Here is a 26,205-nt window from a genome sequence, read left to right as displayed (position 1 = left end):
TGCGATCGGCGGACATTATGTTTCGGCATATTCGCTATGAGCGCTCCTTATGGGTGGGCTCGCCTCCGCCAAGCAGCGCCAGCCGCGCCTCGTGGCTGGCCCGGTCGATCGCGTAGCGGCGCAGCCCGAGCGCCGCGAGCACTCCGATCGACACCATCAGCCCGGCGTAAATCCATCCCATCTGGGTCGCCGTGTCGGCGGGCAGGTCCTCGGGCCGCATCCGCTCGCCCAGCCCTGCAAAGGCGACGAGCTGGCCGACGAGGAAGATGCCGAGCGCCTGCCCGAATTTCTGCGTCATCAGATAGCCCGCGAAAAACACGCCCTCGATTCGCGTGCCATGAGCGACCTCGTGCGCCTCGACGATTTCGGCGACCATCGACGCGGCGGATATGTTCGCCACGATCTGCCCGAACAGCGACAGCGTCATGAAGCCGAGCAGCAGAAAGACCGACGCCGTCCCGCCGAGCTCGGGCCAGAAGCCCAGATTGCGCGCGGCATAGGGCAGGAAGGCGAGGACGCCGCTGAACAGCGCGGCAGCGATCGCGGTGTCGCGCTTGCCGAAGCGGCGATGCGCGCGCCCGACCGCGGCGAAGGCGCCGAACACCGCGATCGCGAGCCCCAGCGGATACCAGGCGAACTGCGCGTCGCCGAGCTGCCAGACGTAGAGCATCATATAGTTGATCGAGGCGATCGCGGTCGCATAGCCGGTGACGATGAACAGCGCCCCGCTGACCAGCGCGACGAAGGCGGGGTTGCGAAAGGCGAGCGCGATGTCGGCGAGCATCGAATTGCCGTGCCCTGTCGCGGCGGGCGGCGGCAGCGATACGATGCGCCGGTGTTGCCCCAGGGCCGACCCCAGCGTCGACATCAGGATCATTGCCGCGCCGAACAGCCCGAATTCGGTATAGCCCGCGGCTTCGAGCAGGCCGCTCTGTCCCGGCTCGTCGGAGGTCAAAAAATAGCCATAGGCGAGCGCTGTCGCGGTGAGCCCGCCAAGCCAGCCGAACAGGAAGCGAAAGCGCATCAGCGTCGTGCGCTCGTCATAGTCGCGCGTCAGTTCGGCGACGAGCGACACCGACGGGATTTCGCATGCCGAGACGAGGATGCGCACGGCGACGACATTGACGATCAGCCCCAGCGTCGAATGCTGTGCGATGTCGGGGGAGACCCACAGCAAGGCCCAGGCGATCGCCATCGGTACCGCCGCGCCATAGAGCCAGGGCAGCCGCCGCCCGAACCGCGTGCGTGTCGCGTCGGACAGACGCCCGATCAGCGGGTCGACCAGTGCGTCGATCACCATCGCGCCGATCAGCACCAGCGACACGGTGCGCGGGTCGAAGCCGAGCACCTGATTGTAATAGAGCATGAAGAAGGTGGTGAGCCCCGCCTCCTTGATCCCCAGCGTCACGCTGCCCAGCCCGTGCGCCAGCTTGATCCGCATCGGCAGCGGGGCGGGAAGGGCGGGCGCGGTCATTGCAGGCCGGTCGCCTCGGTCGCCGACAATGCGGCGATCCGTGCCTCATGGTCGGCGCGGTTGATCGGAAAGCGCGAGAAGATCCAGGTCGAGCAGGCGGCGGCGATCACCACGATCACGCCATAGCTCACCACCAGCCGCTCGATCACCTCGGGCGCGACCTGCCCCGGGATCGCCTTCGACGGCAGCCCCGACAGGCTGATCAGCAGCCCGGTCAGCCCGATTCCGACCGCGGTCGCGCATTTCTGGACGAACATCCAGCCCGCCGCGAACACGCCCTCGGTGCGGCGCCCGGTCTCGACCTGCGAGGCTTCGACCACATCGGCGAGCATCGACTGGCCCGAGATCATCACCATCACCGCATTGACGTTCGAGAGGAGGATGAAGCCCATCAACAGGTTGCTGGAAAAACTCGATCCGATCGTGGGCCAGTTGCCCGACAGCAGCAGTACGAAGGGGACGACCCAGAAAATCGTGCTGATAATCCCGCACACCACCGCGGTCCTTTTTTTGCCGAAACGGTGGTGCAACGGTTGCACGAGCAGGAAGGAACCGATCACGCTCACCATCAGCAGCCACGGCAGCGCCGCGAACGCGCCGTCCGAAAAGCGCCAGACATAGAGGTATAGGAAGTTCGAGATGGTGAAGGTCATCTGCGTGCTCGAAATCGCGATCAGCGAGGCGCCGAGCAGGATCAGCGCAGCGGGGTGGCGCAGCGATTCCCATATTTCGGCGAACAGCCGTTTCGGCGATCCGGGCTCGGGCTTGGTCGCGGGCAGATGCGCGACGCGGCGATGCTGGCCGATCGCCGAGATCAGCACCGTCGCTGCCATGATGATCGCGCCGCAGAGACCGTAGAGCCAATAGCCGGCGGGATTGAGCTGGCCGAATTCGTGCGTCGCGTCGGGGCGCAGGAAGACCGTGTTGGCGAGGAAGAAGACGAGCAGCCCGCCGCCCCACGCGAAGAGGAAGCGGAAGCGGACGAGCGCGGTGCGTTCGTCATAATCGCTCGTCAGTTCGGCGACGAGCGACTGCGACGGCACCTCGCAGCACGAAACGAGCGTACGCACCAGCACCGCCACGACGACCAGATAGGCGAAGATATGCGTATGGTCGTCGGGCGGTGACCAGAGCAGCATCCATGCGAAAGCGAGCGGGATCGGCGCGAGATAAAGCCAGGGATGGCGCCGACCCCAGCGCGTGTAGGTGCGGTCGGAGAAATAGCCGATCAGCGGATCGACGAAGGCATCGGCGAGCAGCGCGAACATCAGCGCGAGCGATACGAGGCTGGCATCCAGCCCGACCACCTGGCTGTAGAAAATCAGCAGGAAGGTCGAAAAGCCGTTGTCCTTGACGCCATAGGCGACGCTGCCAAGGCCGTGGAACAGCTTCAGGCGGACCGGCAGGCGCGTCGATGCCGGGGTGTCGGCGGTCACCCGGCGGCTCCGGCTTTCGCCGCTTCCTCCATCGCGAGCAGGGCATCGAACATGCCCGGCGTTTCCTTGTCCCATGCGTGACGCTGGCCGATCGTCAGCCCGCCGTCGACGAGCATATGCGTGCCGGTCATGAAGCTCGACTCCTCGCTCGCCAGATAGGCGACCGCGTTTGCGATATCCTCGGGTTGGCCGCCGCGCGCGACCGGCTGCGCCTGCGCGCTCATCTGCGCGATCACGGCATTCGCCTGCGTCTTGAGCTCGCCCGGCACGTCGAGCGAAGCGGTGAAGATATTGGTGTTGATGAAGCCGGGGCAGATCGCGTTCACGCGGATACCATATTGCGCCAGATCGGTGGCCGCGACCTTGCTGAGGTGCAGCACGCCGGCCTTCGCGACCGCATAGGCCGTCGGCGAATAGCCGGCACCGAGCGCCGCGACGCTTGCAGTGTTGACGATGCTGGCGCCCTTGCGATGCTTCATATGCGGCGCGGCATAACGGATGCCCATCGCGACCGATTTGAGGACGAGATCCATCGTGCGGTCCCAGCCTTCGGGGGTGATCTCGTCGATCGGCGCGCGGTCGCCGCCCGCGGCGGCGTTGTTGAATACGATGTCGATCCCGCCGGCTTTCTCGGCGGCGGTGTTCATCAGCGCTTCGATATCGGCGGGGACGGTGACGTCGCAGCGGACGAAGTCGATCTTGCCGTTCGACTGTTCGGCCAGCGCCCGCCCGCCCGCTTCGTCGATGTCGGCCGCGAAAACATGCGCGCCTTCGCCCGCGAGTTTCAGCACGGCCGCCTTGCCGATGCCCGATGCCGCGCCGGTGACCACGGCGATCTTGCCTGCGAATCGCATATCTCTGCTCCCGTTTTATTTTGCCACCTAGCTTAGGGGCGCGGCGAGGCGCGTCAACGGCTCGCAGTCTTCCGTTACGGCGCCGTAGCGTCGGATTTTTGGCCCAAGTTGACGCTTGCGTAAAGTAGCGCTCCGGTCCTAGATTTGTGGCCAGAAGAGGAGCCTTGAAGATGAGCGATCTGGACGCCTTCCGCGCCGAAGTGCGCGCGTGGCTGGAAGAAAATTGTCCGCCCGAAATGCGCGAACCCGTCCGCGGTGACGAGGACGTCTGCTGGGGCGGCCGCAACTGGAAATTCCAGAGCGAGGCGCAGAAGCTGTGGCTCGAACGCTGTGTAGCCAAAGGCTATACCGTTCCCGACTGGCCGAAGCCCTATGGCGGCGCCGGTCTCTCGGCGGCCGAGACCAAGATCCTCAAGCAGGAAATGGCGCGCATCGGCGCCCGCTCGCCGCTCAACAGCTTCGGCATCTGGATGCTCGGCCCGGCGCTGCTGCAGTTCGGCACCGAAGAACAGAAAGTCCATTATCTGAACCCGATCGCGCGCGGGGAAATCCGTTGGTGCCAGGGCTATTCGGAACCCGGCTCGGGCAGCGACCTCGTGTCCTTGCAGACCTATGGCGAGGACAAGGGCGATCACTGGGTCGTCAACGGCCAAAAGATCTGGACCAGCTATGCCGACAAGGCCGACTGGATCTTCTGCCTCGTCCGCACCGACAAGACGAACAAATATCAGGGCATCACGTTCATGCTCTTCGACATGACGACCCCCGGTGTCACGACGAAGCCGATCAAGCTCATCTCGGGCAACAGCCCGTTTTGCGAGACCTTCTTCGACGATGTCGTCGTGCCCAAGACGCAGTATGTCGGCGAGATCAATCGCGGCTGGGACGTCGCCAAATATCTCCTCGGGCACGAGCGCGAGATGATTTCGGGCGGCGATTCGGCGGGTGAGCTCGTCAGTCTTGGCGGTTCGCTTGCCGGGGTGCTCGGCCGCAACGCGGCGGGCCAACTCGACGATCCGATCCTGCGCGCCCAGCTTGCCGCATTCGACGTCGACGCCTTTGCCTATCGGGCGATGGGCGAGCGTTTCATCGATATGTGGAAAACCGGCCGCGCGCATCCCGCGAGCTCGAACATGATGAAATATGTCGGCACTGAACTCAACAAGGCACGGCACGAGCTGGTGATGGCGTGCGGCGGCAGCGAAGCGCTCGAATGGGACAGCCCCGAAACCAAGGGCGGCGCCCGCCCGCGCGGGTGGCTTCGCACCAAGGCCAATTCGATCGAAGGCGGGACGAGCGAAATCCTGCTCAATGTCGTCGCCAAGCGTATTCTCGACCTGCCGGGAGCGTAATCCTTCTCCCCTCCCGCTTGCGGGAGGGGTCGGGGGAGGGCCTGTCGATTTCAGGGGCGGTGTCCTAACAAGCCCTCCCCTAACCCCTCCCGCAAGCGGGAGGGGAACTGGAGAAACAAAATGCCGCTTTATCATAATGAAGACCAGTTGATGCTGAAGGACAGCGTCGGCCCGTTCATCGCCGAACAGGCGCCGGTCGCGCATCTTCGCCAGCTTCGCGACAGTGACGATGCCACCGGCTTCTCGCGCGACCTCTGGGCGCAGTTCGTCGAAATGGGCCTGCCCGGGATGCTTGTTTCCGAGGCCCACGGGGGCCTTGGCATGGGGCATATCGAGGCGGGCATCGTGCTCGAGGAAATCGGCCGCAACCTGACCCCGTCGCCCTTCCTGTCGACCAGCGTCGGCGCGGTCGCCGCGCTTGCGAAGGCGGGCGGCACGCAGGCCGAGCGCTGGCTTCCCGCGATTGCAGCGGGCGAGGCGATCGTCGCGCTCGCGATCGACGAGGGATCGAAGCATCGCCCCGACCGCATCGCGACGACCGCGACGCGCGCGGGCAACGGCTTCCGCCTCGACGGCAAGAAAAGCTTCGTGCTCCACGGCCATGTCGCCGACATGAGCATCGTCGCGGCGAAGACCGACGGCGGGATCACATTGTTCGCGGTGCCTAGGCAAGCGAAGGGCGTGACCGCCGATCCGCGCCGCCTCGTCGATTCCTCGCTTGCGAGCCACGTCACGCTCGACGGCGTCGAGGTCGACGCCGATGCGGTGATCGGCGAAGTCGATGCCGGCGAAGAGGTGCTGAACGCGCTGCTCGCCGCTGCGCGCACCGGCGCCGCCGCCGAAATGGTCGGCGTCGGCCAGGGTGCGATGGACATGACGGTCGGTTACCTCAAGGAACGCAAGCAGTTCGGGCGTCTGATCGGCGAATTCCAGGCGCTCCAGCACCGCGCCGCGCATCTTTATGGCGAGATGGAAGTCGCGCGCGCGGCGGTGATGAAGGCGCAGGAACTGCTCGACCAGGGCAATGACGGCGCGAAGCTGATGGTCTCGGTCGCCAAGGCGAAGGCCGGCCGCGCCGCGAACCTCGCGGTGCGCGAAGGCGTGCAGATGCACGGCGGCATCGGCATGACCGACGAATATGACATCGGCCTCTATATGAAGCGCGACCGTGCGCTCGCCGAATTTATGGGCGACGTCCATTATCACACCGAACAGGTCGCACGGATGAGCGGCTACTGATCGACGGGAGAAGCCAGATGAATCTTCAGGACATGTTCGGCCTCGACGGCCGCATCGCGCTCGTCACCGGCGGCTCGCGCGGGATCGGCAAGATGATCGTCGAGGGCTATCTCGCCGCGGGCTGCGCGCGCGTCTATATCTCGGCGCGCAAGAGTGCGCAGATCGAGGAAGCCGTCGCCGATTTCGAGACGCGCTATCCGGGCAAGGTGATCGGGCTTCCCGTCGACCTCTCGACCGTCGAGGGTTGCCGCGCGCTCGCCAAGGAACTCGAAGCGCGCGAGGAGCGCCTCGACATCCTCGTCAACAACGCGGGCGCGGCGTGGGGCGAACCGTTCGAGGGCTTCCCCGAAGCGGGCTGGGACAAGGTGATGGACATCAACGTCAAATCGCCCTTCTTCCTGACGCAGGCACTGCACCCGCTGCTCAAGGCGGGCGGATCGCACGAGCGCCCGGCGAAGGTCATCAACATCGGCTCGATCGACGGCATGCGCCTTAATCCTTGGGAAACCTACAGCTATCACGCCTCGAAGGCCGCGATCCTGTACCTGACCAAGCGCCTTGCGGCGCGGCTGGTGACCGACAATATCATCGTCACCGCGATCGCGCCGGGCGCCTTCCAGTCGGACATGAACAAGGCGGCGCGCGACCATGGCGACGCGGTCGCCAAGAGCATCCCGGTCAAGCGCATCGGCGTGCCCGAGGATATGGCGGGCGCCGCGATCTTCCTCGCGTCGAAGGCGGGCGACTATGTCGTCGGCGACACGATCGCGGTCGACGGCGGGCTGGTCCATGGCGATCTGAAGACCAGCATCGACGCCTGATCCTCAAGCATCGTCACTCCGGACCTGATCCGGGGTCCATAACGACCGCTGTTGCATGGATCCCGGATCAGGTCCGGGATGCCGAGAGTGGAGGCGTTGACTCGGCAAACCCAAGGTGTATTATGTAACTAATGCACCAAGGAGATGTGCCATGCGTTTTGCCTTTCTGATCCCCCCGATGATGCTCCTCGCCGCCTGCGGGCAGGGCGAGGAGAAGACGGATAAGACCGAAGTCTCGATCAACGCCGGCGACGAGCATGGCGGGGTCCAGATCACGGCTGGCAAGGACGGCAACGGCCGGATCAAGATCGGTGGCGACGGCGTCGGGATCGACATGAAGATCCCCGATTTCGTCGACCTCGACGTCGAGGGCGATTTCGATATCGACGGCGTGAAACTCTATCCGGGCAGCAATGTCACGACGGTCAATGTCGATGCGCGCGACAATGGCAGCGGCGGCAACAAGGCAACTGTCGAACTCGGCTTCACCTCTCCCGCCCCGCCCGCCAAGGCGGTCGACTGGATGGCGGGCGAGTTCGCCAAGAAGAATATCCAGGTCCAGCGCGCCGGTGACACCTTGCGCGGGACGACCAAGGACGGCGATGATTTCAAGATCGACTTCGGCCCCGACGGCGCGAACGCCAAGGGCAAGGTGACGATTAGCAAGAGCTGACCGGACGTGCTCCCCGGCGAAAGCCGGGGCCCAGTAGCAATGTTCGGACATGGGCCCCGGCTTTCGCCGGGGTTCACAGCATTAGCCGCTGTTCCTGAGCGCGGTCGCGATCGCGTTGATCGTCAGCTGGATGCCCTCGGCGATGCGCGGGTCGGTTTCACCCGCGCGGTGGCGCTTCATCAGCTCGATCTGCAGCAGGTTCAAGGGTTCGATATAGGGCAGCCGCAGCCGGATCGACGCCTCGAGCGCGGGATTCTTCTCGAGCAGCCGCGACTGGCCGGTGATGGCGAGCAGCCCGTCATGCGCGCGATTCCAGCCGTCGCGGATGCGGGTGAAGATGGCCGCATGCCCGTCGACGCCGCTCGCCAGTTCGGCATAGCGCGCCGCGATCCCCATGTCCGATTTCGCGAGCACCATCTCCATATTGCCGAGCAGCGCGGCGAAGAAGGGCCAGCTCTCGGCCATGTCGGCGAGCAGGGCCTTGTCGCCGAACTCCGAAAAGGCCTCACCCGTTCCGTACCAGCCGGGCAGCATCGTGCGCGCCTGCGCCCAGCTGAACACCCACGGGATCGCGCGCAGATCCTCGATCGCGGTCGACTTGGTCCGGCTCGACGGCCGCGACCCGATCTTCAGCCCCGCAATCTCGGCGATCGGGGTCATCGCGCGGAAGAAATCCTTGAACGCCGGCGTCTCGTAAACGAGCCCGCGATACGCCGTGAACGCGCTGTTCGACAGCGCATCCATCGCCGCGGTGAAGCGCCCGCAATTCGCGTCGCTCATGCCCTCGGGCTCGAGGCTCGCGAGCAGGCTCGCCGACACCATCGCCTCGAGGTTCGTCGCGGCGCTGTCGGCGGTGCCATATTTCGCCGCGATCACCTCGCCCTGCTCGGTGATGCGGATGCGCCCCTGCACCGTGCCCGCAGGCTGCGCGCGGATCGCGGCAAAGGCGCTGCCGCCGCCGCGCCCGACCGCGCCGCCGCGGCCGTGGAACAGCTGCATCGACGTGTCGGCCGCGTCGAACACCGGGGTCAGCGCGGCGGACGCCTGATGCAGCCCCCAGGTCGAGGTGAGGTAACCGCCGTCCTTGTTCGAATCCGAATAGCCGATCATCACTTCCTGATGCCCGCGCGCGGCGATGTGCGGCGCGATTTCGGGCAGCGCGAAATAGCGCGCCATGATCGCGGGCGCGTCGTCGAGGTCGGCGATCGTCTCGAACAGCGGCACGACCATCAGCGTGTCGTTGCCCTCGGCCGACCACAGCCCGGCCTCGCGCGCGAGGACATGGACCTCCAGAAGGTCGGACAGGCTCTCGGCCTTGCTGATGATCCACTGCAATATCGCCTGGTGGCCGAGCCGCGCGCGGACCGAAGCGGCGGCGTGGACGATCGCAAGCTCGCCCGCGGTCTCCTCGCTCCACTCGTGCCACGCGGCGGCAAGCGGCCGGTTCACGCCCAGTTCGCGGCGGAGCAGCGCGACGCGCGCCTCCTCGCCCAGCGCCAGATAATCGCCCTCGACCCCCGACACCTTGAGCAACTCCGCCAGCACGCGCTCGTGGACCGCGCTGTTCTGCCGCATGTCGAGCGTCGCGAGGTGGAAGCCGAAGACTTCGACCGCGCGGATCAGCCGCCCGAGCGCGCCGATCCCGACGAGCTGGCCCTCGCCGCTCGCCGACAGCCCGTTCGCGATGACCAGCAGATCGCGGCGGAAATCGGCCGGGGTGGCATAGGGCGCGCCCTTCAGCGCCGACGCGCGCGGCGGCGCCTTGCCGACAATGCTGGCGTAAGTCGCGCAGACGCGCGCATAGATCCCCGACAGCGCGCGGCGATAGGGCTCGTCGCGTCGGCTCGGCGCATTGTCGCCGCTTGCTTCGGCCAGCGCCTCGACCGCTTGCGGCACCGGCGCGAGCCCCGACGACACCGACAGCTCGGCGCCGAGGGCGTGAACGGCGTCTGCGTAGTGGCCGAGCACCGCCGCGGCGTTGCGGCTCGTCGCCATGTTCAGCGTCTCGGCGGTGACGAAGGGATTGCCGTCGCGGTCGCCGCCGATCCAGCTTCCGACGCGAAGGAAGCTCGCGGGGCGTTGCCCCAGATCCTTCTCCCAGCGCGCATAGAGCTTGGGCAGCACCGGCACGAAGACGTCGCGAAGGTAGGTCAGCGCGTTGTCGATCTCGTCGGCGACGAACAGCTTTTCCATGCGCAGCGGCCGCGTCTGCCACAAGAGCACGATCTGCCGCCTTATCGCTTCCTCGACGATGTCGCCTTCGGGCGTCTCGTCGAGCCCCGCGTCGCGCAGCCGCATCAGCTCGGCGATGCGGTTCTTGTGATCGAGCACCGATTTGCGCCGCACCTCGGTCGGATGCGCGGTGAGCACCGGCGCGACGAGCGCGGCGTTCAGCAGCGCCGCGACCGCGTCGCTGTCGATCCCGTCGGCGCGCAGCTTTTCGAGCGCGGCGGCAACCGTCGCCTCGGGCTCGGCGGCGACCCCCTGCCGGTCCTCGGCGAGGTTCGCGAGCATCGAGAAGAGCATGAAACCGCGCACGAACGCGACGGTGTCGTCGAGGCTCAGCGCGTCGAGCCCCGGATCGATCGCCTCGGCCCCCGCGATGCCGCGATGCCGGTCGACGCTCGACGAGCGGATATATTCGGTCTGCCGGAACAGTTTCTCGCCGCCATAGGCGCGGATGACGTCGCCGAGAATCCGCCCGAGATAGCGGATGTCGGGATTTTGCGAGATCTGGATCGGCGGTCCCATGGGCGGCTTTGCTGCACCTGCGAAGGCGCAGCGTCAAGCCGCGCATAGCTATGCTTGCGAAAGATCAGTGCGTCCTGACGAGCATCAGCGTTCCCAGATCGATCACCGACCTGCTATCGAATGTAACGGAGTTGCGCGTGTCGGTGATGAACATCAGCTTGCCGTCGGCATCGGTGATCCGCGCCGACACGGCATAGCTGTGCCGCGGATCGATATCGGCGCGGTCGACGGTCAGGGTGAAGGCGAAGGGGACCTGCTTGCCTTCGCTCGCAAAGCTCTGCGTCGCCATATTGGTGGCGGGCGCGTCGGCACGGCTGACATCGTCGAGCCGCACCTCGATCTGTGCGGTCGGTGGCAGCGCGATGCGCTCGCGATAGGCGATGCTGCCCGTGACGGCGAGCGTCCGTTCGGCAGGCGCGGTCGTCGCGCACGCGGTCAGTGAAAGAGCGATGGGGACCGCGATACGCAGCATGATCGTCTCCCTGCAAACCATGCACCCCTGCGAAGGCAGGGGCCCATCTCCGGCCGGTGCAAAATGGAACCGGCCGGAGATGAATCCCTGCCTTCGCAGGGACACGGAAACCCAAGACATAGCCCAAACGGGCGGGGCTGCCTAACCCTCCAGTTCAACATCCCAGTAAAGCCAGTCGATCCAGCTTTCATGCAGATAATTGGGCGGGAAGCAGCGGCCATTGTCCTGCAGCTGCCAGCTCGTCGGGCGCCACGGCTGCTGGTGGAGCGGCATGTGCGCCTGTTGCGGCGTCCGGCCACCCTTCTTGAGGTTGCACGGCGCGCAGGCGGTGGCGACATTCTCCCAGCTCGTCCGTCCGCCGAGGCGGCGCGGGACGACATGATCGAACGTCAGATCCTTCCCCGACCCGCAATATTGGCACGCGAAGCGGTCGCGCAGGAACAGGTTGAAGCGCGTGAAGGCCGGATATTGCGACGGCTTCACATATTGGCGCAGCGCGATCACGCTGGGGATCGGCATCGTCCGCGTCGGCGAGTGGATTTCGCGCTCGTAATTCTCGACGATGGTCACCCGGTCGAGGAAAACCGCCTTGACCGCGGTCTGCCACGGCCACAGGCTCAGCGGGTAGTAACTCAGCGGCGTATAGTCTGCATTGAGTACAAGGGCCGGACAGGAATCGGGATGCCTGGCAAGATCGGGATGGAACATGGCTCGGTAACGCTGCCCCCTATGCTGCGCGGGATGGCGCGCCACTGCCTTCCCTGCATGACACCGTCATTACATGCCGCATCAGATTCTGACGTCAAGGGGGCATGTGCCGCAAGATATGGAATGATTCGCTTTGGCACGGCACAGCATATGGAATCGCAAAGCGTGTCATGCTGACACGGTTCGCACCCAGTCCGACGGGCGAGCTTCACCTCGGCCATGCCTATAGCGCGGTGCTTGCGCATGGCGCCGCGCGCGGGGCCGGTGGCGGCTTTCGTATCCGCATCGACGACATCGACGGCAGCCGGTCGCGCGAGGACTATGTCGCGGCCTCGCTCGCCGATCTCGCCTGGCTCGGGCTCGACTGGGACGGCGATCCGGTGCGCCAGTCGGCGCATCTCGGACGCTATGCGGCCGCGCTCGACGAGCTGCGTTCGCGCGGGCTCGTCTATCCCTGCTTCTGTACCCGCGCCGATATCGCCGCGAGCCTCGCCGCGCCGCACGGCCCATCCGGTTCGATCTACCCCGGCACCTGCCGCCATCTATCTGGGGCCGAACGCGACCGTCGCCTCGCCGCAGAGCCGCACGCGTGGCGCCTCGACATGGCCCGCGCCGCGGCGCGCGTGGGCGACCTTCGCTGGGAGGAGCTGGGGCAGGGGATGCGCGCCGCCGACCCGCGGGCCCACGGCGATGTCGTCCTCGCGCGCAAGGATGCGCCCGCAAGTTATCATCTCGCCTCGACCCTCGACGATGCCGCGATGGGCGTCACGCATGTCATTCGCGGCGCCGACCTTATCGCCTCGACCGATGTCCACCGGCTGCTGCAGGCACTGCTCGGCCTGCCGACCCCGGTCTATCGCCACCACGGCCTCGTCTGCGGCCCCGACGGCAAGAGGCTCGCGAAACGCGACGCCGCCGCCGCGCTCGCTTCGCTTCGAGATAGCGGCGTCGACGGCCCCGCGCTCGCCGCCGATTTGCTCGCGCAGCGGCTTCCCGCTGGCTATTCGCTGCAAATCCCCTAAAGTGGGCTCATGCAGATCATCCTCGTCCTCGCGGTCATCGCGGCCGCCGGTCTCGTCCTCTTCTCGCTCGCGCGCGGGCTCATCTATTTCGCGCAAGGCCACCGCGCCGAGGCCGAGGGCAATCTCCGCGAAAACCAGATCATGCAGAACAAGATGATGATGGCCCGGGTGAAGTGGCAGGCGATCACGATCATCCTGCTGATCATCATTGGCGTGACCGCCGCCGGAAGCTAAGCCGCGGCCCCATGGTCAAGCTCAACAAGATCTACACGCGCACCGGCGACGACGGCACCACCGGCCTCGTCGACGGCTCGCGGATTGCCAAATCGGCGCCGCTGATGGCGGCGATCGGCGACGTCGACGAAGCGAACAGCGCGGTCGGGTTCGCGGCAGTCGCGCTCGATCCGGCGAGCGAAGAGGCGGCGATGCTGTCGCGCATCCAGAACGAGCTGTTCGACCTCGGCGCCGACCTTGCGACCCCGCCCGACATCCAGTTCGGTTTCGGCCCGCACGACATGGCGCTGCGCATCGTGCCGAGCCAGATCGCGCGGCTGGAAGACGAGATCGACCGCATGAACGATGCGCTCGATGCGCTGCGGAGTTTCATCCTGCCCGGCGGCACCGATGCGGCGGCGCGGCTCCATCTGGCGCGCGCAGTGACGCGCCGCGCCGAACGCGCGGCCGTCGCCGCCAACGCCGACCGCGACCTCAATCCGCTCGCGCTCAACTACCTCAACCGCCTGTCGGACCATCTGTTCGTGATGACGCGGCACATCAACGCCGCTGCCGGGGGCGATGTGCTCTGGAAACCCGGCGCCACGCGCTGAGCATCCTCCCTGCGGCGAAGCCGTGGGGAGGGGGACCGCTTGCGAAGCGAGTGGTGGAGGGGCTGCGCCATAGCCCTTCCGTCAGCGGCTGCGCCGCTGCCACCTCCCCATCGCGGCGCGACAGGGAGGATAATGTTCCCCTATTGTTCTAGACAATCCTTCGCGCCGTAACCATAATTGGTCCCACAGCGAAACCGAATCGCACCTCGGGGGATTGTCTGAGTTATGGCCAGCCGCACCGACGCTTCAAACCGCACCGATCCGCTGGACGAACTGGCCCGCCGCTTCGCCGCGACCCGGCGTCTGTCGCTCGATCTTATCGCCACCCTGTCCGACGCCGACGCGAGCGCGCAGTCGATGCCCGACGCTTCGCCTGCCAAATGGCATCTCGCGCACACGACATGGTTTTTCGAGACGTTCGTGCTGCGCGACCATCTGCCCGGCTATCGCCTCTTCGACGATCGCTACGCCTACCTCTTCAACAGCTATTACGAGGCCGAGGGGCCGCGCCATGCGCGCCCGCACCGCGGGCTGCTGACCCGCCCCTCGCTCGACGAAGTCTGCATATGGCGCGCGCATGTCGACGCCGCGGTGCAGACCGCGCTCCCCGATCTGCCGCCCGCCGCGCTGGCGCTGGTCGAGCTTGGCATCCACCACGAACAGCAGCATCAGGAATTGCTGCTCACCGACCTCAAGCATCTCTTCGCGCAGAACCCGCTCGGCCCCGCGGTGTGGGAACAGGGTGCAATCGCGAGTGAAGTTGCGCAGATTTCCGCCGATTCCGGGCAGGGCGCTCTGCAGTGGGTCAAGGGCGCCGAAGGGGTGATCCCGGTCGGTGACGTCGGCGGCGGCTTCGCCTTCGACTGCGAAGGCCCGCGCCACGATGCGCTGCTGACACCGCATGCGCTCGCCAGTCGCCCGGTGAGCAACCGCGAATGGCAGGAATTCATCGCCGACGGCGGCTACCACACATCCGCGCTCTGGCTCAGCGACGGCTGGGCATGGGTGCAGGCCGAGGATATTCAGGGGCCGGCCTATTGGCGCGAAGGCCGGCATTTCACCTTGTCGGGATGGCGCGAGATCGACCCCGCCGCGCCGGTCACCCACATCAGCTTCTTCGAGGCCGACGCCTTCGCGACCTGGGCCGGGGCGCGCCTGCCAACCGAATTCGAATGGGAAGCCGCGGCGGTCGCACTCGACCCGCTTGGCGGACAGCAGCTCGATACGGCCGGGCCGGTCCAGCCGCGGGCTGCCAGCGACGACACGGATCTGCAACAGATGTTCGGCAGCGTGTGGGAATGGACCGGCAGCGCCTATCGCCCCTATCCCGGTTTCCGTGCCGCGCCCGGCGCGGTCGGCGAATATAATGGCAAGTTCATGAGCGGGCAGTTCGTGCTGCGCGGCGGTAGCTGCGCCACGCCGCGCGGCCATATGCGCGCGTCCTATCGCAATTTCTTCTACCCCCACCAGCGCTGGCAATTCACCGGCCTCCGTCTCGTAAAGGATCTCTGACATGGGCGTTGTCCGCCAGCTCCGACAGGTCGATGCCGATGCAACGGGCGTCGACATCGCGTTTCGCGCCGACGTCCACGCGGGCTTGTCGCAGCGGCAAAAAGCGATCCCCGCGCGCTGGTTCTACGACGCGACGGGATCGGCGCTGTTCGAGGATATCACCGCGCTCCCCGAATATTATCCGACCCGCAGCGAAACCGATCTCTTGACGCGTCACGCGGCCGAAATGGCGGCGGCGATCGGCGCCGGCCGCGCGGTCGTCGAATTGGGCTCGGGCAGCTCGACGAAGACGCCGCTGCTGCTGCAGACAATCGACCCCGCCGCCTATGTCCCCGTCGATATTTCGGGCGATTTCCTCCGCGACAGCGCCGAGGCGCTCGCGGACCGCTTTCCGGCGCTTGCCATCTATCCGGTCGAGGCCGATTTCACCCAGCGCGTCGACCTGCCGCGCGAAATCTGCCCGCTGCCCAAGCTCGGCTTCTTTCCGGGCTCGACGATCGGCAACATGGTCGCGCGCACGGCGATCGACCTCCTTCGCAACTGGCGCGTTGCACTCGGCGACGGCTCGCTGATGCTGATCGGGGTCGACCGGATCAAGGATATCGCGGTTCTCGAACGTGCCTATGACGACCCGGCGGGGGTCACCGCGGCGTTCAATCTCAACCTCCTCGAACGCATCAATCGCGAACTCGGCGGGACGATCCCGGTCGAGAATTTCAGCCATCGCGCGATCTGGAACGATGTCCATGCGCGCATCGAAATGCATCTCGTTGCGGCGTGCGAGATGGACTTCACCGTCGACGGCCGCAGCTATGCGATGGCGAAGGGCGAGACGATCCACAGCGAGAACAGCCACAAGTACGGCCCGCGCGACGCGAACCTGCTGCTCCGCGCCGGCGGCTGGACCCCGGTCGCGACCTGGGACGACGCCGACCCCGCCTTCGCGCTGATCCTCGCCGAAGCGACCGAGTTCCGCTCGGCTCCGTGATGCTCCGCTCTTGACGCCTATGCTCGAAGCCGTAGGGGCACGGGCAGGATTTCAGCGAAAGGACAGGCAATGATCGTAGGCGTCATCGGGGCAGGGCAGATGGGCGCGGGCATCGCGCAGGTTTCGGCGGGCGCGGGCCATGATGTGCTCCTTTCCGACATCGACATCGCGCGCGCCGAGGCCGGCAAGGCAGGAATCGCGAAATCGCTCGGGCGCCTCGTTGCCAAGGAAAAGATGACGCAAGCCTACGCCGACGCCTTGCTCGGCCGCATCACCCCCGTCGCCGATCATGCCGCCTTCGCACCTGCCGACCTCATCGTCGAAGCCGCGACCGAGCGCGAGGAGATCAAGCGCGCGATCTTCGCCAGCGTCGGCCAGCATCTTTCGGCGACCGCGATCCTCGCCAGCAACACCAGCTCGATCCCGATCACCCGCCTTGCGCAGGCCGCGCCCGATCCCGCGCGCTTCATCGGCGTCCATTTCTTCAACCCTGTGCCCGTCATGGGCCTGATCGAACTGATCCGCGGCCTCGCAACGAGCGACGACACGCTGACGAAGGTCGAGGCCTATGGCCGCGGGCTCGGCAAGGAAATCGTCCATGCCAACGACGCGCCGGGCTTTATCGTCAACCGTGTCCTGATGCCGCTGATCAACGAGGCGATCTTTGCGCTCGGCGAGGGGGTCGCGACGATGCAGGATATCGACGCCGGTTGCCGCCTCGGTCTCAACCATCCGATGGGTCCGATCACGCTCGCCGACTTTATCGGGCTCGATACCTGCCTCGAGATCATCCGCGTGCTGCAGAGCGGCACCGGCGATCCGAAATTCCGCCCCGCGCCGCTGCTCGTCCAATATGTCGAGGCGGGCTGGGTCGGCAAGAAGGCGGGGCGCGGCTTCTACGACTGGACGGGAGCCGAACCGGTTCCGACGCGTTAGCTTGGCAGGCTGCACGGGAGCAGCGAAGGAGGCGTCAGATGCACAAAGGGACTTTCGCAGTTTTATCGACCGCCGCGCTGGCCGTTTCGGCGACCGCATACGCCCAGCAGGGCGCGCCCGAAGATTCCACCATCAAGGACACCGCCAACCAGGTGACCGAACCGTTCGACGGCAAGGAAGCGCCCCCGAAACTGCTGGCGATCCAGGGCGACCCCTATTCGCTGGCCGGGCTGGGCAAATGTTCGGCGATCATTCGCGAGGTGACCGAACTCAACGAGGTGCTCGGCCCCGACGTCAACGAAATGGTCGACAAGGACCGCGAAAAAAAGCGCGAAGAAACCGCGGGGCGCGTCGCGGGCAGTCTGGCCGGATCGGTCATTCCCTTCCGCGGGCTGATCGGTGAAGTCACCGGCGCCAACGCCGAACGGCGGCGCTATGCCGCGGCGGTCTATGCCGGAACGGTGCGGCGTGGTTTTCTGAAAGGGGTCGGCCTGCAACGCGGTTGCAAAGCGCCCGCGCGGCCCTGATACATACCCCGACAAGGGGGCAGCGAGCGAGGGGATTTGGATGGACGTCGCCGATATCCGGGCCTTCACCGTCGATGTGCCGCAGGCGGCGCTCGACGATCTGCGCGATCGGCTGGCGCGGACGCGCTGGCCCGAAAAGGAGACCGTCGACGACTGGGACCAGGGCGTTCCGCTCGCCTATGCGCAGGAACTCGCGGCCTATTGGCAGGACCGTTACGACTGGCGAGAGGTAGAGGCGCGGCTCAATAGCTATCCCAACTTCCTCGCGCAGATCGATGGGCTCGACATCCATTTCCTCCACATCCGCTCGGCGAATCCCGCGGCGCGGCCGCTCGTCCTGACGCACGGCTGGCCGGGCTCGGTGCTCGAATTCCTCGATGTCATCGAACCGCTGTCGGCCGACTATCATCTCGTGATCCCGTCGCTCCCCGGCTACGGCTTTTCGGGCAAGCCGGCCGAGGCCAAATGGAGCGTCGAGCATATTGCGGCGGCATGGGACGCCTTGATGGTCGCGCTCGGCTACGACCGCTATTTTGCGCAGGGGGGCGACTGGGGCAGCGCCGTGACCTGCGCGATCGGCGGCAATCACGCGAACCATTGCGCGGGCATCCACGTCAACATGATCGTCGGCCAGCCCGACCCGGCAACGATGTCCGACCTCACCGACGACGAGAAGGCCTATCTCGCCCGCTTCGGCTGGTATCGCGCCAAGGATAACGGCTATTCGACCCAGCAGGCGACGCGGCCCCAGACCGTGGGTTACGCCCTTGCCGATTCTCCGGTTGGACAAATGTGCTGGATCGTCGAGAAATTCCACGGATGGACCGATTGCGGTCATGAACCGGGCGGACAGTCGATCGGCGGCCATCCCGAAAAGGCGCTGTCGAAGGATGCGATGCTGGATACCGTCAGCCTCTACTGGCTGACCAATAGCGCGGCCTCGTCGGCGCGGCTCTATTGGCACAGCTTCGCCACCTTCGGCTTCGGGGAAATCCATGTGCCGACCGGCTGCAGTCTCTTCCCGAACGAGATCATGCGCCTGTCGCGCCGCTGGGCCGAGGGGCGATACAAGAATATCGTCTATTGGAACGACCCGCCCCGCGGCGGCCATTTCGCCGCGTGGGAGCAGCCCGACCTGTTCGTCGGCGAAGTGCGCGCGGCCCTCGCCGAAATGAACCTATAGCGGGGTATAAACGACGCGGCAGCTTTCGGCTGCCGTGCGTGCGGCCGTGTTCCACATGACGTCATTGCCGTTGCGGGCGAGGCGGGCGCCCGACTTGTTCTCGTAGATCTGACCTGCGTTGGCGGGCGTCGCCTTCAGGACCATCGTCCGCATCCCGTTGACGCGGACGATCGCACCGTTGCTGACATAGTCGACCTTGAGTTTCGTACCGCCGCTGCACTCATAGCTGGTGCCCGTATTGCGCGGGACCGACGAGCAGCCGGCAAGCGCAAGCGCTGCGGCGAGGATTGCCACCGTCTTTTTCATAATGTCTCTCCCCTTAGGGTCAGGACCCCTGACCCTAATAGCCCGAGCGTACGCACAGCACGTCGGCGAGATAGATCCGCCCCGCGACCGTCTCCATATGTTCGCGCGCCGACCCGTTCCAGCCAATCGAGCGGCACCAGGTGTCGGCGGTCTGCGCCGCGCAATTGGCCGTCGCCGACCCTCGTGTGCAGGCGAGGACACGGTAATTGCCTTGCGAAGGTTGGGTGTGAAATTCGGCGAAATTGCCGCGCGCGACCTGGTCGTTGGCGGGCGGGTTGGGGTTCCAGCCGCCACCGCCCGAACCGACGGGCCGGATCGACTGGACGGTGATGCCGCGCAGGATATTGCCCATCATCGGGGTGTCGCGGTCGACGGTGCGGCACTGGCCGCGGAAGCGTGTCCTTTCGCACAATTCCCAGCGGCCGCTCGCGACCCGGATCGAATTGACCGGCCAGGCGAGGCCGAGATTGGACTTTTCCTCGCCGATGAAGACGGCTGGCCCCTTATAAGCCGCGTCGCGATAGATGGTCGCTTCGGGCGGACGCAGCATCTTGTCTTCGGGCGGCTGGGCGCTCGAAGTTGCGAAAAGTCCCGCCCCCGAAACCGTGACCACGGCGGCAAGGATCGACAAACGATATGCGCTTTTCATGACAGCCTCCCATTTCAGCGAAATGCGACCCGGGATTCGTTATATTCTGAAAGCTTAAGCCAAGCTCGAGCGGCTTGCAAATTCTCCCTAGCGTCAGGGATCGACGGGCGCCGGTGCGGGCGCGGCAGGCGCCGCGACGGTCTTTGCGGGAGGGGGTGCGGCCGGCGGCGCAATGCCGAGCATCAGTCCGGCGAGCGCCGCCGACATCAGGTTCGACAGGCTGCCCGCGAGCAGCGCCTTGAGGCCCAGCTTCGCGATCATCGGGCGCTGGTTGGGCGCGAGGCCGCCGGTCACCGCCATCTGGATCGCGATCGAGCTGAAATTCGCGAAGCCGCAGAGTGCAAAGGTCGCGATCGCGATCGACGCGGGCGACATGGCGTCCTGCACCTTGCCAAGGTCGATGAAGGCGACGAATTCGTTGAGGACGATCTTGGTGCCGAACAGTCCGCCGACAGCGGCGCTTTCGTCCCATGGTACGCCCATCAACCACATCACCGGGCGGAAGATCGTTCCGATCACCGCCTGGAACGACAGATCGGGATAACCGAACCAACTGCCGATCCCGGCGAGCAGGCCGTTGGCGAGCGCGACGAGCGCGACGAAGGCGAGCACCATCGCACCGACCGCAACCGCGAGCTTCACGCCGGTCTGCGCGCCTTGGGCCGCCGCCATGATGATATTCGCGGGCTTTTCCTCGTCATGGCTCGCCTCGGGCATGATCACCGGCTCGATGCCAAGATCCTTGGGGTCGTCGGGCATCATGATCTTCGCCATCAATATGCCACCCGGCGCCGACATGAAGCTCGCGGCGAGCAGATAGGGCAGCAATTGCTCGCCGATCATGCTGGCATAAGCGCCGAGGATCGTCCCCGCGACGCCCGCCATGCCGACCGTCATCACCGTGAAGAGCTGCGACGGCGTCAGCGCGGCGAGATACGGTCGGATGACGAGCGGACTTTCGCTCTGCCCGACGAAAATATTCGCCGCCGCGCCGAGGCTTTCTACCTTGGTGATACCGGTGATCTTCTGGATCGCGCCGCCGACCCATTTGATCACCAGTTGCATGATGCCGAGATAATAGAGGATCGAGATCATCGAGGCGAAGAAGATGATGACGGGGAGCGCGGCGATCGCGAAGCTGTGCCCGCCCATTTCGGGGCTTGCGAGCGGGCCGAAGATGAAGTCGGTGCCTGCCTTTGCATAGCCAAGCAGGTTCGACACGCCGGCCGACATGCCGCCGATGATCGATCGGCCCCACGGGGTGCCGAGCACCAGCAAAGCGAAACCGGCCTGCAGCAGGAAGGCGGGAATGACGACGCGCGGGCGGATCCAGCGGCGGTTCGATGAAAAGAGCACGGCAATCGCAAGCAATGCGACGATGCCGAGCAGACCGATGAGGCGTTCCATAATGAGCGTGCGTCCCCCGCAAGTTTATTGCGCCTGTCTAACGGGCTTTGGGCGCGGGGCAAGCCTGCGCCGATTGGGTGTCTTTCCAGCGCTCGCAAAACCGACTAAGCGGCGCCGATGGAAACTAGCCCCTCGCGCGTGACTGCGCCTTCGTTGCTGCTGTTTGCGATCCTCTACGGCGGCATGGTTCCGCTCGGCGGGTTTCTCGGCGCGAAGCAGGTTGCGCTCGGTCCGCTCGCGGTTGAGGCCGGAATCTTTCCTTTTCTCACGCTGATCGCCATTTCGAGCGGTATTGCCGAACTGCACGGCCGCGTCGTCGCCGACAAGCTGGTGCGACTGGGTTTCATCCCGCTCATCCTTGCGATCATCCTGACCGTGTTCGTCCTGAAGCTGCCAATGGACGAAGGCATGTACGAGCCCGCGAAGGAAGCCTTCCCGATCATCATGGGGCAGGGTTGGCGGATGATGGCGGCAGGCATCCTCGCCTATGGCGTGTCCGTCAGCCTCAACGTCTGGATCTTCGCGCGGATGACCGCGAACAATGGACGTTTGCTGCCGCTGCGCGGTTTTATCGCCGCGGCACTCAGCCAGATCATCGACACGCTGATCTTCATCACGGTCAGCTTCTACGGCGTGCGGCCGATCGGCGATCTGATGCTCGGCCAGATGATCGCCAAGGTTGCGTTGTCGGCGGTGATGGTGCCGCTGCTCGTGATGGCGGTGGTCGCCATCGGCCGCAAACTCGACGCGAACAACCCCGGATGACCCCTGTGACCGACCCTTCGAAAATGCCCGACCTGCTCGCAAAGGCCGAGACGCTGGTCGAGGCGCTTCCCTATCTGCAGCGCTATGCCGGCGAGACTTTCGTGATCAAATATGGCGGCCATGCGATGGGCGACCCCGAGGCACAGCGCGACTTCGCCGAGGATGTCGTCCTCCTTAAAGCAGTCGGTATCAACCCAGTGGTCGTGCATGGCGGCGGGCCGCAGATCGGCCGGATGCTGAAACAGCTCGGGATCGAATCGACCTTCGTCGGCGGGCTGCGCGTCACCGACGCGGCGACCGCCGAGGTTGCCGAGATGGTGCTGGCGGGCAAGATCAACAAGGAAATCGTCGGCTGGATCGCCGGGCTCGGAGGGCGGGCGGTCGGCATCTCGGGGAAGGACGCCAATCTGGTGCTCGCCGAAAAGATCAGCCGCACCGAGCCCGACCCGAATTCGGGGATCGAGCGCCACGTCGACCTGGGCTTCGTCGGCGAACCGGTCGCGGTCGACCCGACGATCCTGACCAATCTCGCGAGCGACAATTTCATTCCCGTGGTGGCGCCGGTGGCGCTTGGCGCCGACGGAGCGACCTATAATATCAACGCCGACACGATGGCGGGGGCGATCGCCGGGGCGCTCGGCGCCAAGCGCTTCTTCCTGCTGACCGATGTCGCGGGCGTGCTCGACAAATCGGGTTCGCTGCTGACCGATCTCGATCGCGAAGCGATCGATGCGCTGAAGGCCGATGAGACGATCACCGGCGGCATGATCCCGAAGGTCGAAACTTGCGTTGCCGCGGTCGACGCCGGAGTCGAGGCCGCGGTCATCCTCGACGGGCGCATCCCGCACGCGATGCTGCTCGAAATTTTCACCGCACGGGGTGCGGGCACGCTCATTCATCGCTAGGGTGCGGCAAGCCGACGCGCCCCGCCGGAGATATTCATGTACCTGATGTTCCTTCAAATCCTGTCGATCCTCCTCAACATCCTGTGGTGGATCATCATCGTGCAGGCGGTGATGTCGTGGCTGATCGCCTTCAACGTCATCAACACACACAATGATTTCGTCGGCCAGCTCTGGCATGTGCTCGACCGGATCACCGAGCCGCTTTACCGGCCGTTCCGGCGGATCATGCCCGATTTCGGCGGGCTCGACCTGACGCCAATGGTGGTGCTGATCCTGCTCATCATCCTCCAGGGGCCGGTGATCAGCTATCTTTACACGCTCGGCGTCAACTCGGGAGCGATCTGAGGTGACCGATGCGCAGGTCATTGACGGCAAGGCATTCGCCGCCGGGCTGCGCGACCGCATTGCGGCGGCCGTACCCGCGTTCAAGGCCGCGACCGGCCGCGTGCCGGGGCTCGCGGTCGTCCTAGTCGGCGACGATCCGGCGAGCGCGGTCTATGTCGGGTCCAAGGGCAAGGCGACCCTCGCCGCCGGCATGGAAAGCTTCGAGCATCGCCTGCCGGCAACGGCAACGCAGGACGAGGTCGAGGCGCTGCTTGCGGCGCTTAATACCGACGAAGCCGTCGACGGCATTCTCCTCCAGCTCCCGCTGCCGGGCCATCTCGACGAACAGCGCGCGGTGGCGACGATCGACCCCGACAAGGATGTCGACGGGCTGACGCCGGTCAGCGCCGGGCGGCTCGCGCTCGGTATCCCCGGCATGGTACCCTGCACGCCCTATGGCTGCCTGTTGCTGCTACAGGACCGGCTTGGCGACCTGTCGGGCAAGGACGCGGTCGTGATCGGTCGCTCGATCCTCGTCGGCAAGCCGATGGCGGCGCTGCTGCTCGGCGCCAACGCGACCGTCACCATGGCGCACAGCCGCACTCGCGACCTGCCCGACCTTGTCCGCCGCGCCGATATCGTCGTCGCGGCGGTGGGCAGGGCGGAGATGGTCAAGGGTGACTGGATCAAGCCCGGCGCGGTCGTCATCGACGTCGGGATCAACCGCCTGCCGCCCGCCGACGGCGCGCCGAAGGGGCGGCTCGTGGGCGACGTCGATTATGCCGATGTGGCTGCGGTCGCCTCGGCGATCACCCCGGTCCCCGGCGGCGTCGGGCCGATGACGATTGCCTGCCTGCTTCGCAACACGCTCGTCGCGGCGCATCGCCGCGCCGGGCTCGCCGACCCGGAGGGTTTCTGATGCGCCTTGTGCTTGCTGTCGTCACGCTTTCGCTGGTTGCCGGCTGCGCGCAGGGGCCCGATCCGCGCAAGCGGCCGCTCGCCGCGAACCCGAGTGCTTATGTCGCCGCCGAAATCGCCTTCGCGCGGCTGGCGCAGGAGAAAGGCCAGTGGACCGCGTTCCGCGAGACCTCGGCGCCCGATGCGGTGATGTTCGTGCCGCAACGGGTGAAAGCGCGCGACTGGCTGAAGGCGCAGGCGAACCCCGCCGAAGCGGTGAAGTGGCAGCCGCACGCCGTCTATGTGAGCTGCGACGGAAACGCCGGCGCAACCACCGGCGCCTGGCAAAAGGGGGGCGGCAACGGCTATTTCACCACCGTCTGGCTGCGCGACCCGATCAGCGGCAAGATCAACTGGGTGCTCGATCATGGCGACGCGCTGACGGCGCCGCGTGCCGCGCCCGATTTCATCGAATCGAAACAGGCGAAATGCGGCTCGCGTCCCGCGGTGCCGATCGAGGCCGGCGACGAGGGCGACGACATGGCGGTCGGCCTGTCGCCCGACCAGACGCTCAGCTGGACCTCGACCGTGCGTCCCGACCAGTCGCGCCGCCTCGTCATCCGCCTTTGGGACGGTAAGACGATGGCGACGGTGATCGACGATAAAGTGGCCGCGCCGCCGAAATGATGGACCTTTTCATCTCGGCGTTCGTGACCTTGTTCGTCGTCATCGATCCGCCGGGCTGCGCCCCGATCTACGCCAGCCTGACGACCGGCGCGAGCGCGCAGCAGCGTCGCTCGATGGCGATTCGCGCGACGGTCATCGCGGGGTTCATCCTCGTCTTTTTCGCGATGTTCGGCGAGGCGCTGCTCAGCTTCCTCCACATTGACCTCGACAGTTTCCGCATCGCGGGCGGGATCATGCTGTTCATCATCGCGATCGATATGGTGTTCGAAAAGCGCACCGAACGCCGCGAACAACGCGCCGAGAAAGTGAAGGCGACCCCCGAGGTCGAGGATGTCTCGGTCTTTCCGATGGCGATGCCGATGCTCGCGGGACCGGGGTCGATCGCCTCGGTGATGTTGCTCGTCGCGCAGAACAACGGGCTCGACCGCGCGGTGGTGATTTTTGCCGCGCTGCTGCTGGTCCTCCTTCTCACGCTGGGCGCACTCCTCGCGGCGGGGCCGCTGATGCGGCTGATCGGCAACAAGGGCGAGGCGGTGATCACCCGCCTGCTTGGCGTGCTGCTCGCGGCGCTCGCGGCGCAGTTCGTGATCGACGGCCTGAAGGCCAGCTTCCCCAGCCTCGGATAAGAACGGGGCGCCGCCCTGCGGCGACGCCCCGATCCTTCCACGGGAATGGAAGCTTGTTACTGCGCGGCGTTGACGTCGTTCTGCGTCACCGGTGCGATGCGGATTTCGACGCGGCGGTTGCACTGATAATCCGCCTCGCTGCGTTCGGGCGCACACTTCAGTTGCGATTCACCATAGCCGAGCGTCGCCATGCGCGCGCGATTGACCCCGCGGCCGGCGAGATAGTCAGCGACCGACGCCGCGCGGCGCTCGGACAGGCCCTGGTTATAGGTGTCGCTGCCGGTCGAATCGGTGTGGCCGTAAACGTCGATGAAGGTGCTCGGATACTCGCCGAGGGTCGAGGCGACGCTGTCGAGCGCGCTGCGGAAGTTCGGCTTCACCACCGCGCTGTTATAGTCGAAAGTGACGTCGCCGGGCATGTTGAGGACGAGCTGGTCGCCCTGGCGCTCGACGTCGATGCCGGTGCCCGCGGTACGTTCGCGGAGCTTCTTTTCCTGCTGGTCCATATAATAGCCGACCCCCGCGCCCGCGACGGCGCCGATGCCCGCGCCGAGGATCTTCTCGGTGCGATCGTTGCGGCCGCCGACGAGATCGCCGAGCAGATAGCCGCCGAGCGCGCCGCCGATGCCGCCGATCGCGGCCTTCGAGATCGTCTGCTTGCCGGTTTCGGGGTCGGTCACACAGCCGGTCAGCGCGAGCGCGCCGATGCTGGCGAGGGCGGTGAGCTTGATCGTCTTGCTGTTCATCCTGTCGCTCCCTTGTCTGCGGCGGCTGCCTGTCGGCCCTGCGAACGCCGCCGTCGGTGTCGATAACATATGGCCGGGGCAACTGGTTCCAAAATCTCGCTTAACGCCCCCTGACTGG

The 26,205-nt window shown here is 65.9% G+C and carries 28 protein-coding genes; 18 read left to right on the top strand and 10 right to left on the bottom strand.

What is annotated here, in order from left to right:
- Window positions 1–34: 34 nt before the first annotated feature.
- Genes QOL68_RS11410 through QOL68_RS11400 form a run of 3 tightly spaced genes read right to left on the bottom strand, consistent with a single transcriptional unit; the run spans window position 35 to window position 3,764 of the window.
- Window positions 35–1,474 (bottom strand): MFS transporter, encoded by a 1,440-nt coding sequence (locus QOL68_RS11410; RefSeq protein ID WP_282949378.1) that lies wholly within the window; start codon window positions 1,472–1,474, stop codon window positions 35–37.
- Window positions 1,471–2,910, bottom strand: coding sequence for an MFS transporter (locus QOL68_RS11405; protein ID WP_282949379.1), 1,440 nt, complete (start codon window positions 2,908–2,910; stop codon window positions 1,471–1,473). The genes QOL68_RS11410 and QOL68_RS11405 overlap by 4 nt, the downstream gene beginning before the upstream one ends.
- Window positions 2,907–3,764 (bottom strand): SDR family NAD(P)-dependent oxidoreductase, encoded by an 858-nt coding sequence (locus QOL68_RS11400; protein WP_058456346.1) that lies wholly within the window; start codon window positions 3,762–3,764, stop codon window positions 2,907–2,909. The genes QOL68_RS11405 and QOL68_RS11400 overlap by 4 nt, the downstream gene beginning before the upstream one ends.
- Before the next feature lie 170 nt (window positions 3,765–3,934).
- Here QOL68_RS11400 and QOL68_RS11395 point away from each other — a divergent pair, with 170 nt between their 5' ends.
- The 4 genes from QOL68_RS11395 (at window position 3,935) to QOL68_RS11380 (ending at window position 7,849) form a co-directional block, all read left to right on the top strand.
- Entirely contained in the window at window positions 3,935–5,116 is a 1,182-nt protein-coding gene (locus QOL68_RS11395) for an acyl-CoA dehydrogenase family protein (RefSeq protein WP_282949380.1), read from the top strand.
- A 120-nt stretch (window positions 5,117–5,236) separates the two neighbouring features.
- Window positions 5,237–6,355 carry an acyl-CoA dehydrogenase family protein gene (locus QOL68_RS11390; RefSeq protein ID WP_204992180.1) on the top strand — a complete coding sequence of 373 codons (1,119 nt, stop codon included), beginning with the start codon at window positions 5,237–5,239 and terminating at the stop codon, window positions 6,353–6,355.
- A gap of 17 nt (window positions 6,356–6,372) precedes the next feature.
- Complete coding sequence (locus tag QOL68_RS11385) at window positions 6,373–7,176, top strand: SDR family oxidoreductase (RefSeq protein ID WP_282949381.1); 804 nt, start codon at window positions 6,373–6,375, stop codon at window positions 7,174–7,176.
- A gap of 151 nt (window positions 7,177–7,327) precedes the next feature.
- Entirely contained in the window at window positions 7,328–7,849 is a 522-nt protein-coding gene (locus tag QOL68_RS11380) for a hypothetical protein (protein ID WP_282949382.1), read from the top strand.
- A gap of 81 nt (window positions 7,850–7,930) precedes the next feature.
- On the opposite strand, the gene ppc is transcribed toward QOL68_RS11380, so the two are convergent.
- The 3 genes from ppc to QOL68_RS11365 form a co-directional block, all read right to left on the bottom strand.
- Window positions 7,931–10,600 (bottom strand): phosphoenolpyruvate carboxylase, encoded by a 2,670-nt coding sequence (gene ppc, locus QOL68_RS11375; RefSeq protein ID WP_282949383.1) that lies wholly within the window; start codon window positions 10,598–10,600, stop codon window positions 7,931–7,933.
- A 64-nt stretch (window positions 10,601–10,664) separates the two neighbouring features.
- Entirely contained in the window at window positions 10,665–11,072 is a 408-nt protein-coding gene (locus QOL68_RS11370; RefSeq protein ID WP_282949384.1) for a YbaY family lipoprotein, read from the bottom strand.
- Between the two features lie 141 nt (window positions 11,073–11,213).
- Complete coding sequence (locus tag QOL68_RS11365; RefSeq protein WP_058456388.1) at window positions 11,214–11,780, bottom strand: HNH endonuclease; 567 nt, start codon at window positions 11,778–11,780, stop codon at window positions 11,214–11,216.
- A gap of 170 nt (window positions 11,781–11,950) precedes the next feature.
- Between QOL68_RS11365 and gluQRS the strand changes: the two genes are divergently transcribed.
- From gluQRS to QOL68_RS11325, 8 genes are all read left to right on the top strand, one after another.
- On the top strand, window positions 11,951–12,802 hold the full coding sequence (gluQRS, locus tag QOL68_RS11360; protein ID WP_282949385.1) for a tRNA glutamyl-Q(34) synthetase GluQRS: 852 nt from the start codon (window positions 11,951–11,953) through the stop codon (window positions 12,800–12,802).
- 9 nt (window positions 12,803–12,811) lie between these two features.
- Complete coding sequence (locus tag QOL68_RS11355; RefSeq protein WP_058456338.1) at window positions 12,812–13,036, top strand: HIG1 domain-containing protein; 225 nt, start codon at window positions 12,812–12,814, stop codon at window positions 13,034–13,036.
- An 11-nt stretch (window positions 13,037–13,047) separates the two neighbouring features.
- The gene (locus QOL68_RS11350; protein ID WP_282949386.1) at window positions 13,048–13,629 is read left to right on the top strand and encodes a cob(I)yrinic acid a,c-diamide adenosyltransferase; all 582 of its coding nucleotides are present in this window, start codon (window positions 13,048–13,050) and stop codon (window positions 13,627–13,629) included.
- Between the two features lie 225 nt (window positions 13,630–13,854).
- The gene (gene egtB, locus QOL68_RS11345) at window positions 13,855–15,141 is read left to right on the top strand and encodes an ergothioneine biosynthesis protein EgtB (protein ID WP_282949387.1); all 1,287 of its coding nucleotides are present in this window, start codon (window positions 13,855–13,857) and stop codon (window positions 15,139–15,141) included.
- Window position 15,142: 1 nt separating this feature from the next.
- The gene (gene egtD, locus QOL68_RS11340; RefSeq protein WP_282949388.1) at window positions 15,143–16,129 is read left to right on the top strand and encodes an L-histidine N(alpha)-methyltransferase; all 987 of its coding nucleotides are present in this window, start codon (window positions 15,143–15,145) and stop codon (window positions 16,127–16,129) included.
- 69 nt (window positions 16,130–16,198) lie between these two features.
- Window positions 16,199–17,065, top strand: coding sequence for a 3-hydroxyacyl-CoA dehydrogenase NAD-binding domain-containing protein (locus QOL68_RS11335; protein WP_282949389.1), 867 nt, complete (start codon window positions 16,199–16,201; stop codon window positions 17,063–17,065).
- Between the two features lie 38 nt (window positions 17,066–17,103).
- Complete coding sequence (locus tag QOL68_RS11330) at window positions 17,104–17,592, top strand: hypothetical protein (RefSeq protein WP_058456333.1); 489 nt, start codon at window positions 17,104–17,106, stop codon at window positions 17,590–17,592.
- A 40-nt stretch (window positions 17,593–17,632) separates the two neighbouring features.
- A complete protein-coding gene (locus QOL68_RS11325; RefSeq protein WP_282949390.1) occupies window positions 17,633–18,775 on the top strand; it encodes an epoxide hydrolase family protein in 1,143 nt (380 codons plus the stop codon).
- On the opposite strand, the gene QOL68_RS11320 is transcribed toward QOL68_RS11325, so the two are convergent.
- The 3 genes from QOL68_RS11320 to QOL68_RS11310 form a co-directional block, all read right to left on the bottom strand.
- Window positions 18,770–19,081: an MliC family protein gene (locus QOL68_RS11320; RefSeq protein ID WP_282949391.1), complete on the bottom strand. Its 312-nt coding sequence runs from the start codon at window positions 19,079–19,081 to the stop codon at window positions 18,770–18,772. The two genes, QOL68_RS11325 and QOL68_RS11320, sit on opposite strands and share 6 nt — an antisense overlap.
- A 34-nt stretch (window positions 19,082–19,115) precedes the next feature.
- On the bottom strand, window positions 19,116–19,730 hold the full coding sequence (locus QOL68_RS11315) for a beta/gamma crystallin-related protein (RefSeq protein WP_204992192.1): 615 nt from the start codon (window positions 19,728–19,730) through the stop codon (window positions 19,116–19,118).
- Window positions 19,731–19,823: 93 nt separating this feature from the next.
- Window positions 19,824–21,137: a NupC/NupG family nucleoside CNT transporter gene (locus tag QOL68_RS11310; protein WP_282949392.1), complete on the bottom strand. Its 1,314-nt coding sequence runs from the start codon at window positions 21,135–21,137 to the stop codon at window positions 19,824–19,826.
- 117 nt (window positions 21,138–21,254) lie between these two features.
- On the opposite strand from QOL68_RS11310, the gene QOL68_RS11305 reads away from it, so the two are divergent.
- The 6 genes from QOL68_RS11305 to QOL68_RS11280 are packed head-to-tail and all read left to right on the top strand — an operon-like array spanning window position 21,255 to window position 25,341.
- The gene (locus QOL68_RS11305; RefSeq protein WP_282949393.1) at window positions 21,255–21,902 is read left to right on the top strand and encodes a queuosine precursor transporter; all 648 of its coding nucleotides are present in this window, start codon (window positions 21,255–21,257) and stop codon (window positions 21,900–21,902) included.
- The gene (argB, locus tag QOL68_RS11300; protein WP_282949394.1) at window positions 21,899–22,807 is read left to right on the top strand and encodes an acetylglutamate kinase; all 909 of its coding nucleotides are present in this window, start codon (window positions 21,899–21,901) and stop codon (window positions 22,805–22,807) included. The genes QOL68_RS11305 and argB overlap by 4 nt, the downstream gene beginning before the upstream one ends.
- A 36-nt stretch (window positions 22,808–22,843) precedes the next feature.
- Window positions 22,844–23,152 carry a YggT family protein gene (locus QOL68_RS11295; RefSeq protein WP_282949395.1) on the top strand — a complete coding sequence of 103 codons (309 nt, stop codon included), beginning with the start codon at window positions 22,844–22,846 and terminating at the stop codon, window positions 23,150–23,152.
- A 1-nt stretch (window position 23,153) separates the two neighbouring features.
- Window positions 23,154–24,050, top strand: a complete 897-nt coding sequence (folD, locus tag QOL68_RS11290; protein WP_282949396.1) for a bifunctional methylenetetrahydrofolate dehydrogenase/methenyltetrahydrofolate cyclohydrolase FolD — start codon at window positions 23,154–23,156, stop codon at window positions 24,048–24,050.
- Complete coding sequence (locus QOL68_RS11285) at window positions 24,050–24,715, top strand: hypothetical protein (protein ID WP_282949397.1); 666 nt, start codon at window positions 24,050–24,052, stop codon at window positions 24,713–24,715. The genes folD and QOL68_RS11285 overlap by 1 nt, the downstream gene beginning before the upstream one ends.
- Window positions 24,712–25,341, top strand: a complete 630-nt coding sequence (locus QOL68_RS11280) for a MarC family protein (protein WP_058456324.1) — start codon at window positions 24,712–24,714, stop codon at window positions 25,339–25,341. Before QOL68_RS11285 ends, QOL68_RS11280 begins: the two co-directional genes overlap by 4 nt.
- 56 nt (window positions 25,342–25,397) lie before the next feature.
- Here QOL68_RS11280 and QOL68_RS11275 read toward each other — a convergent pair whose 3' ends face one another.
- A complete protein-coding gene (locus QOL68_RS11275; RefSeq protein WP_058456323.1) occupies window positions 25,398–26,087 on the bottom strand; it encodes a YiaD family glycine zipper/OmpA-like lipoprotein in 690 nt (229 codons plus the stop codon).
- Window positions 26,088–26,205: the final 118 nt, after the last annotated feature.

The sequence above is a fragment of the Sphingopyxis sp. Geo25 genome, from assembly GCF_949769135.1.
In the GTDB taxonomy this organism is placed as follows: domain Bacteria; phylum Pseudomonadota; class Alphaproteobacteria; order Sphingomonadales; family Sphingomonadaceae; genus Sphingopyxis.
Note: the sequence above shows the minus strand (reverse complement) of the source record. Positions and strands in the feature narration are given on the sequence as shown.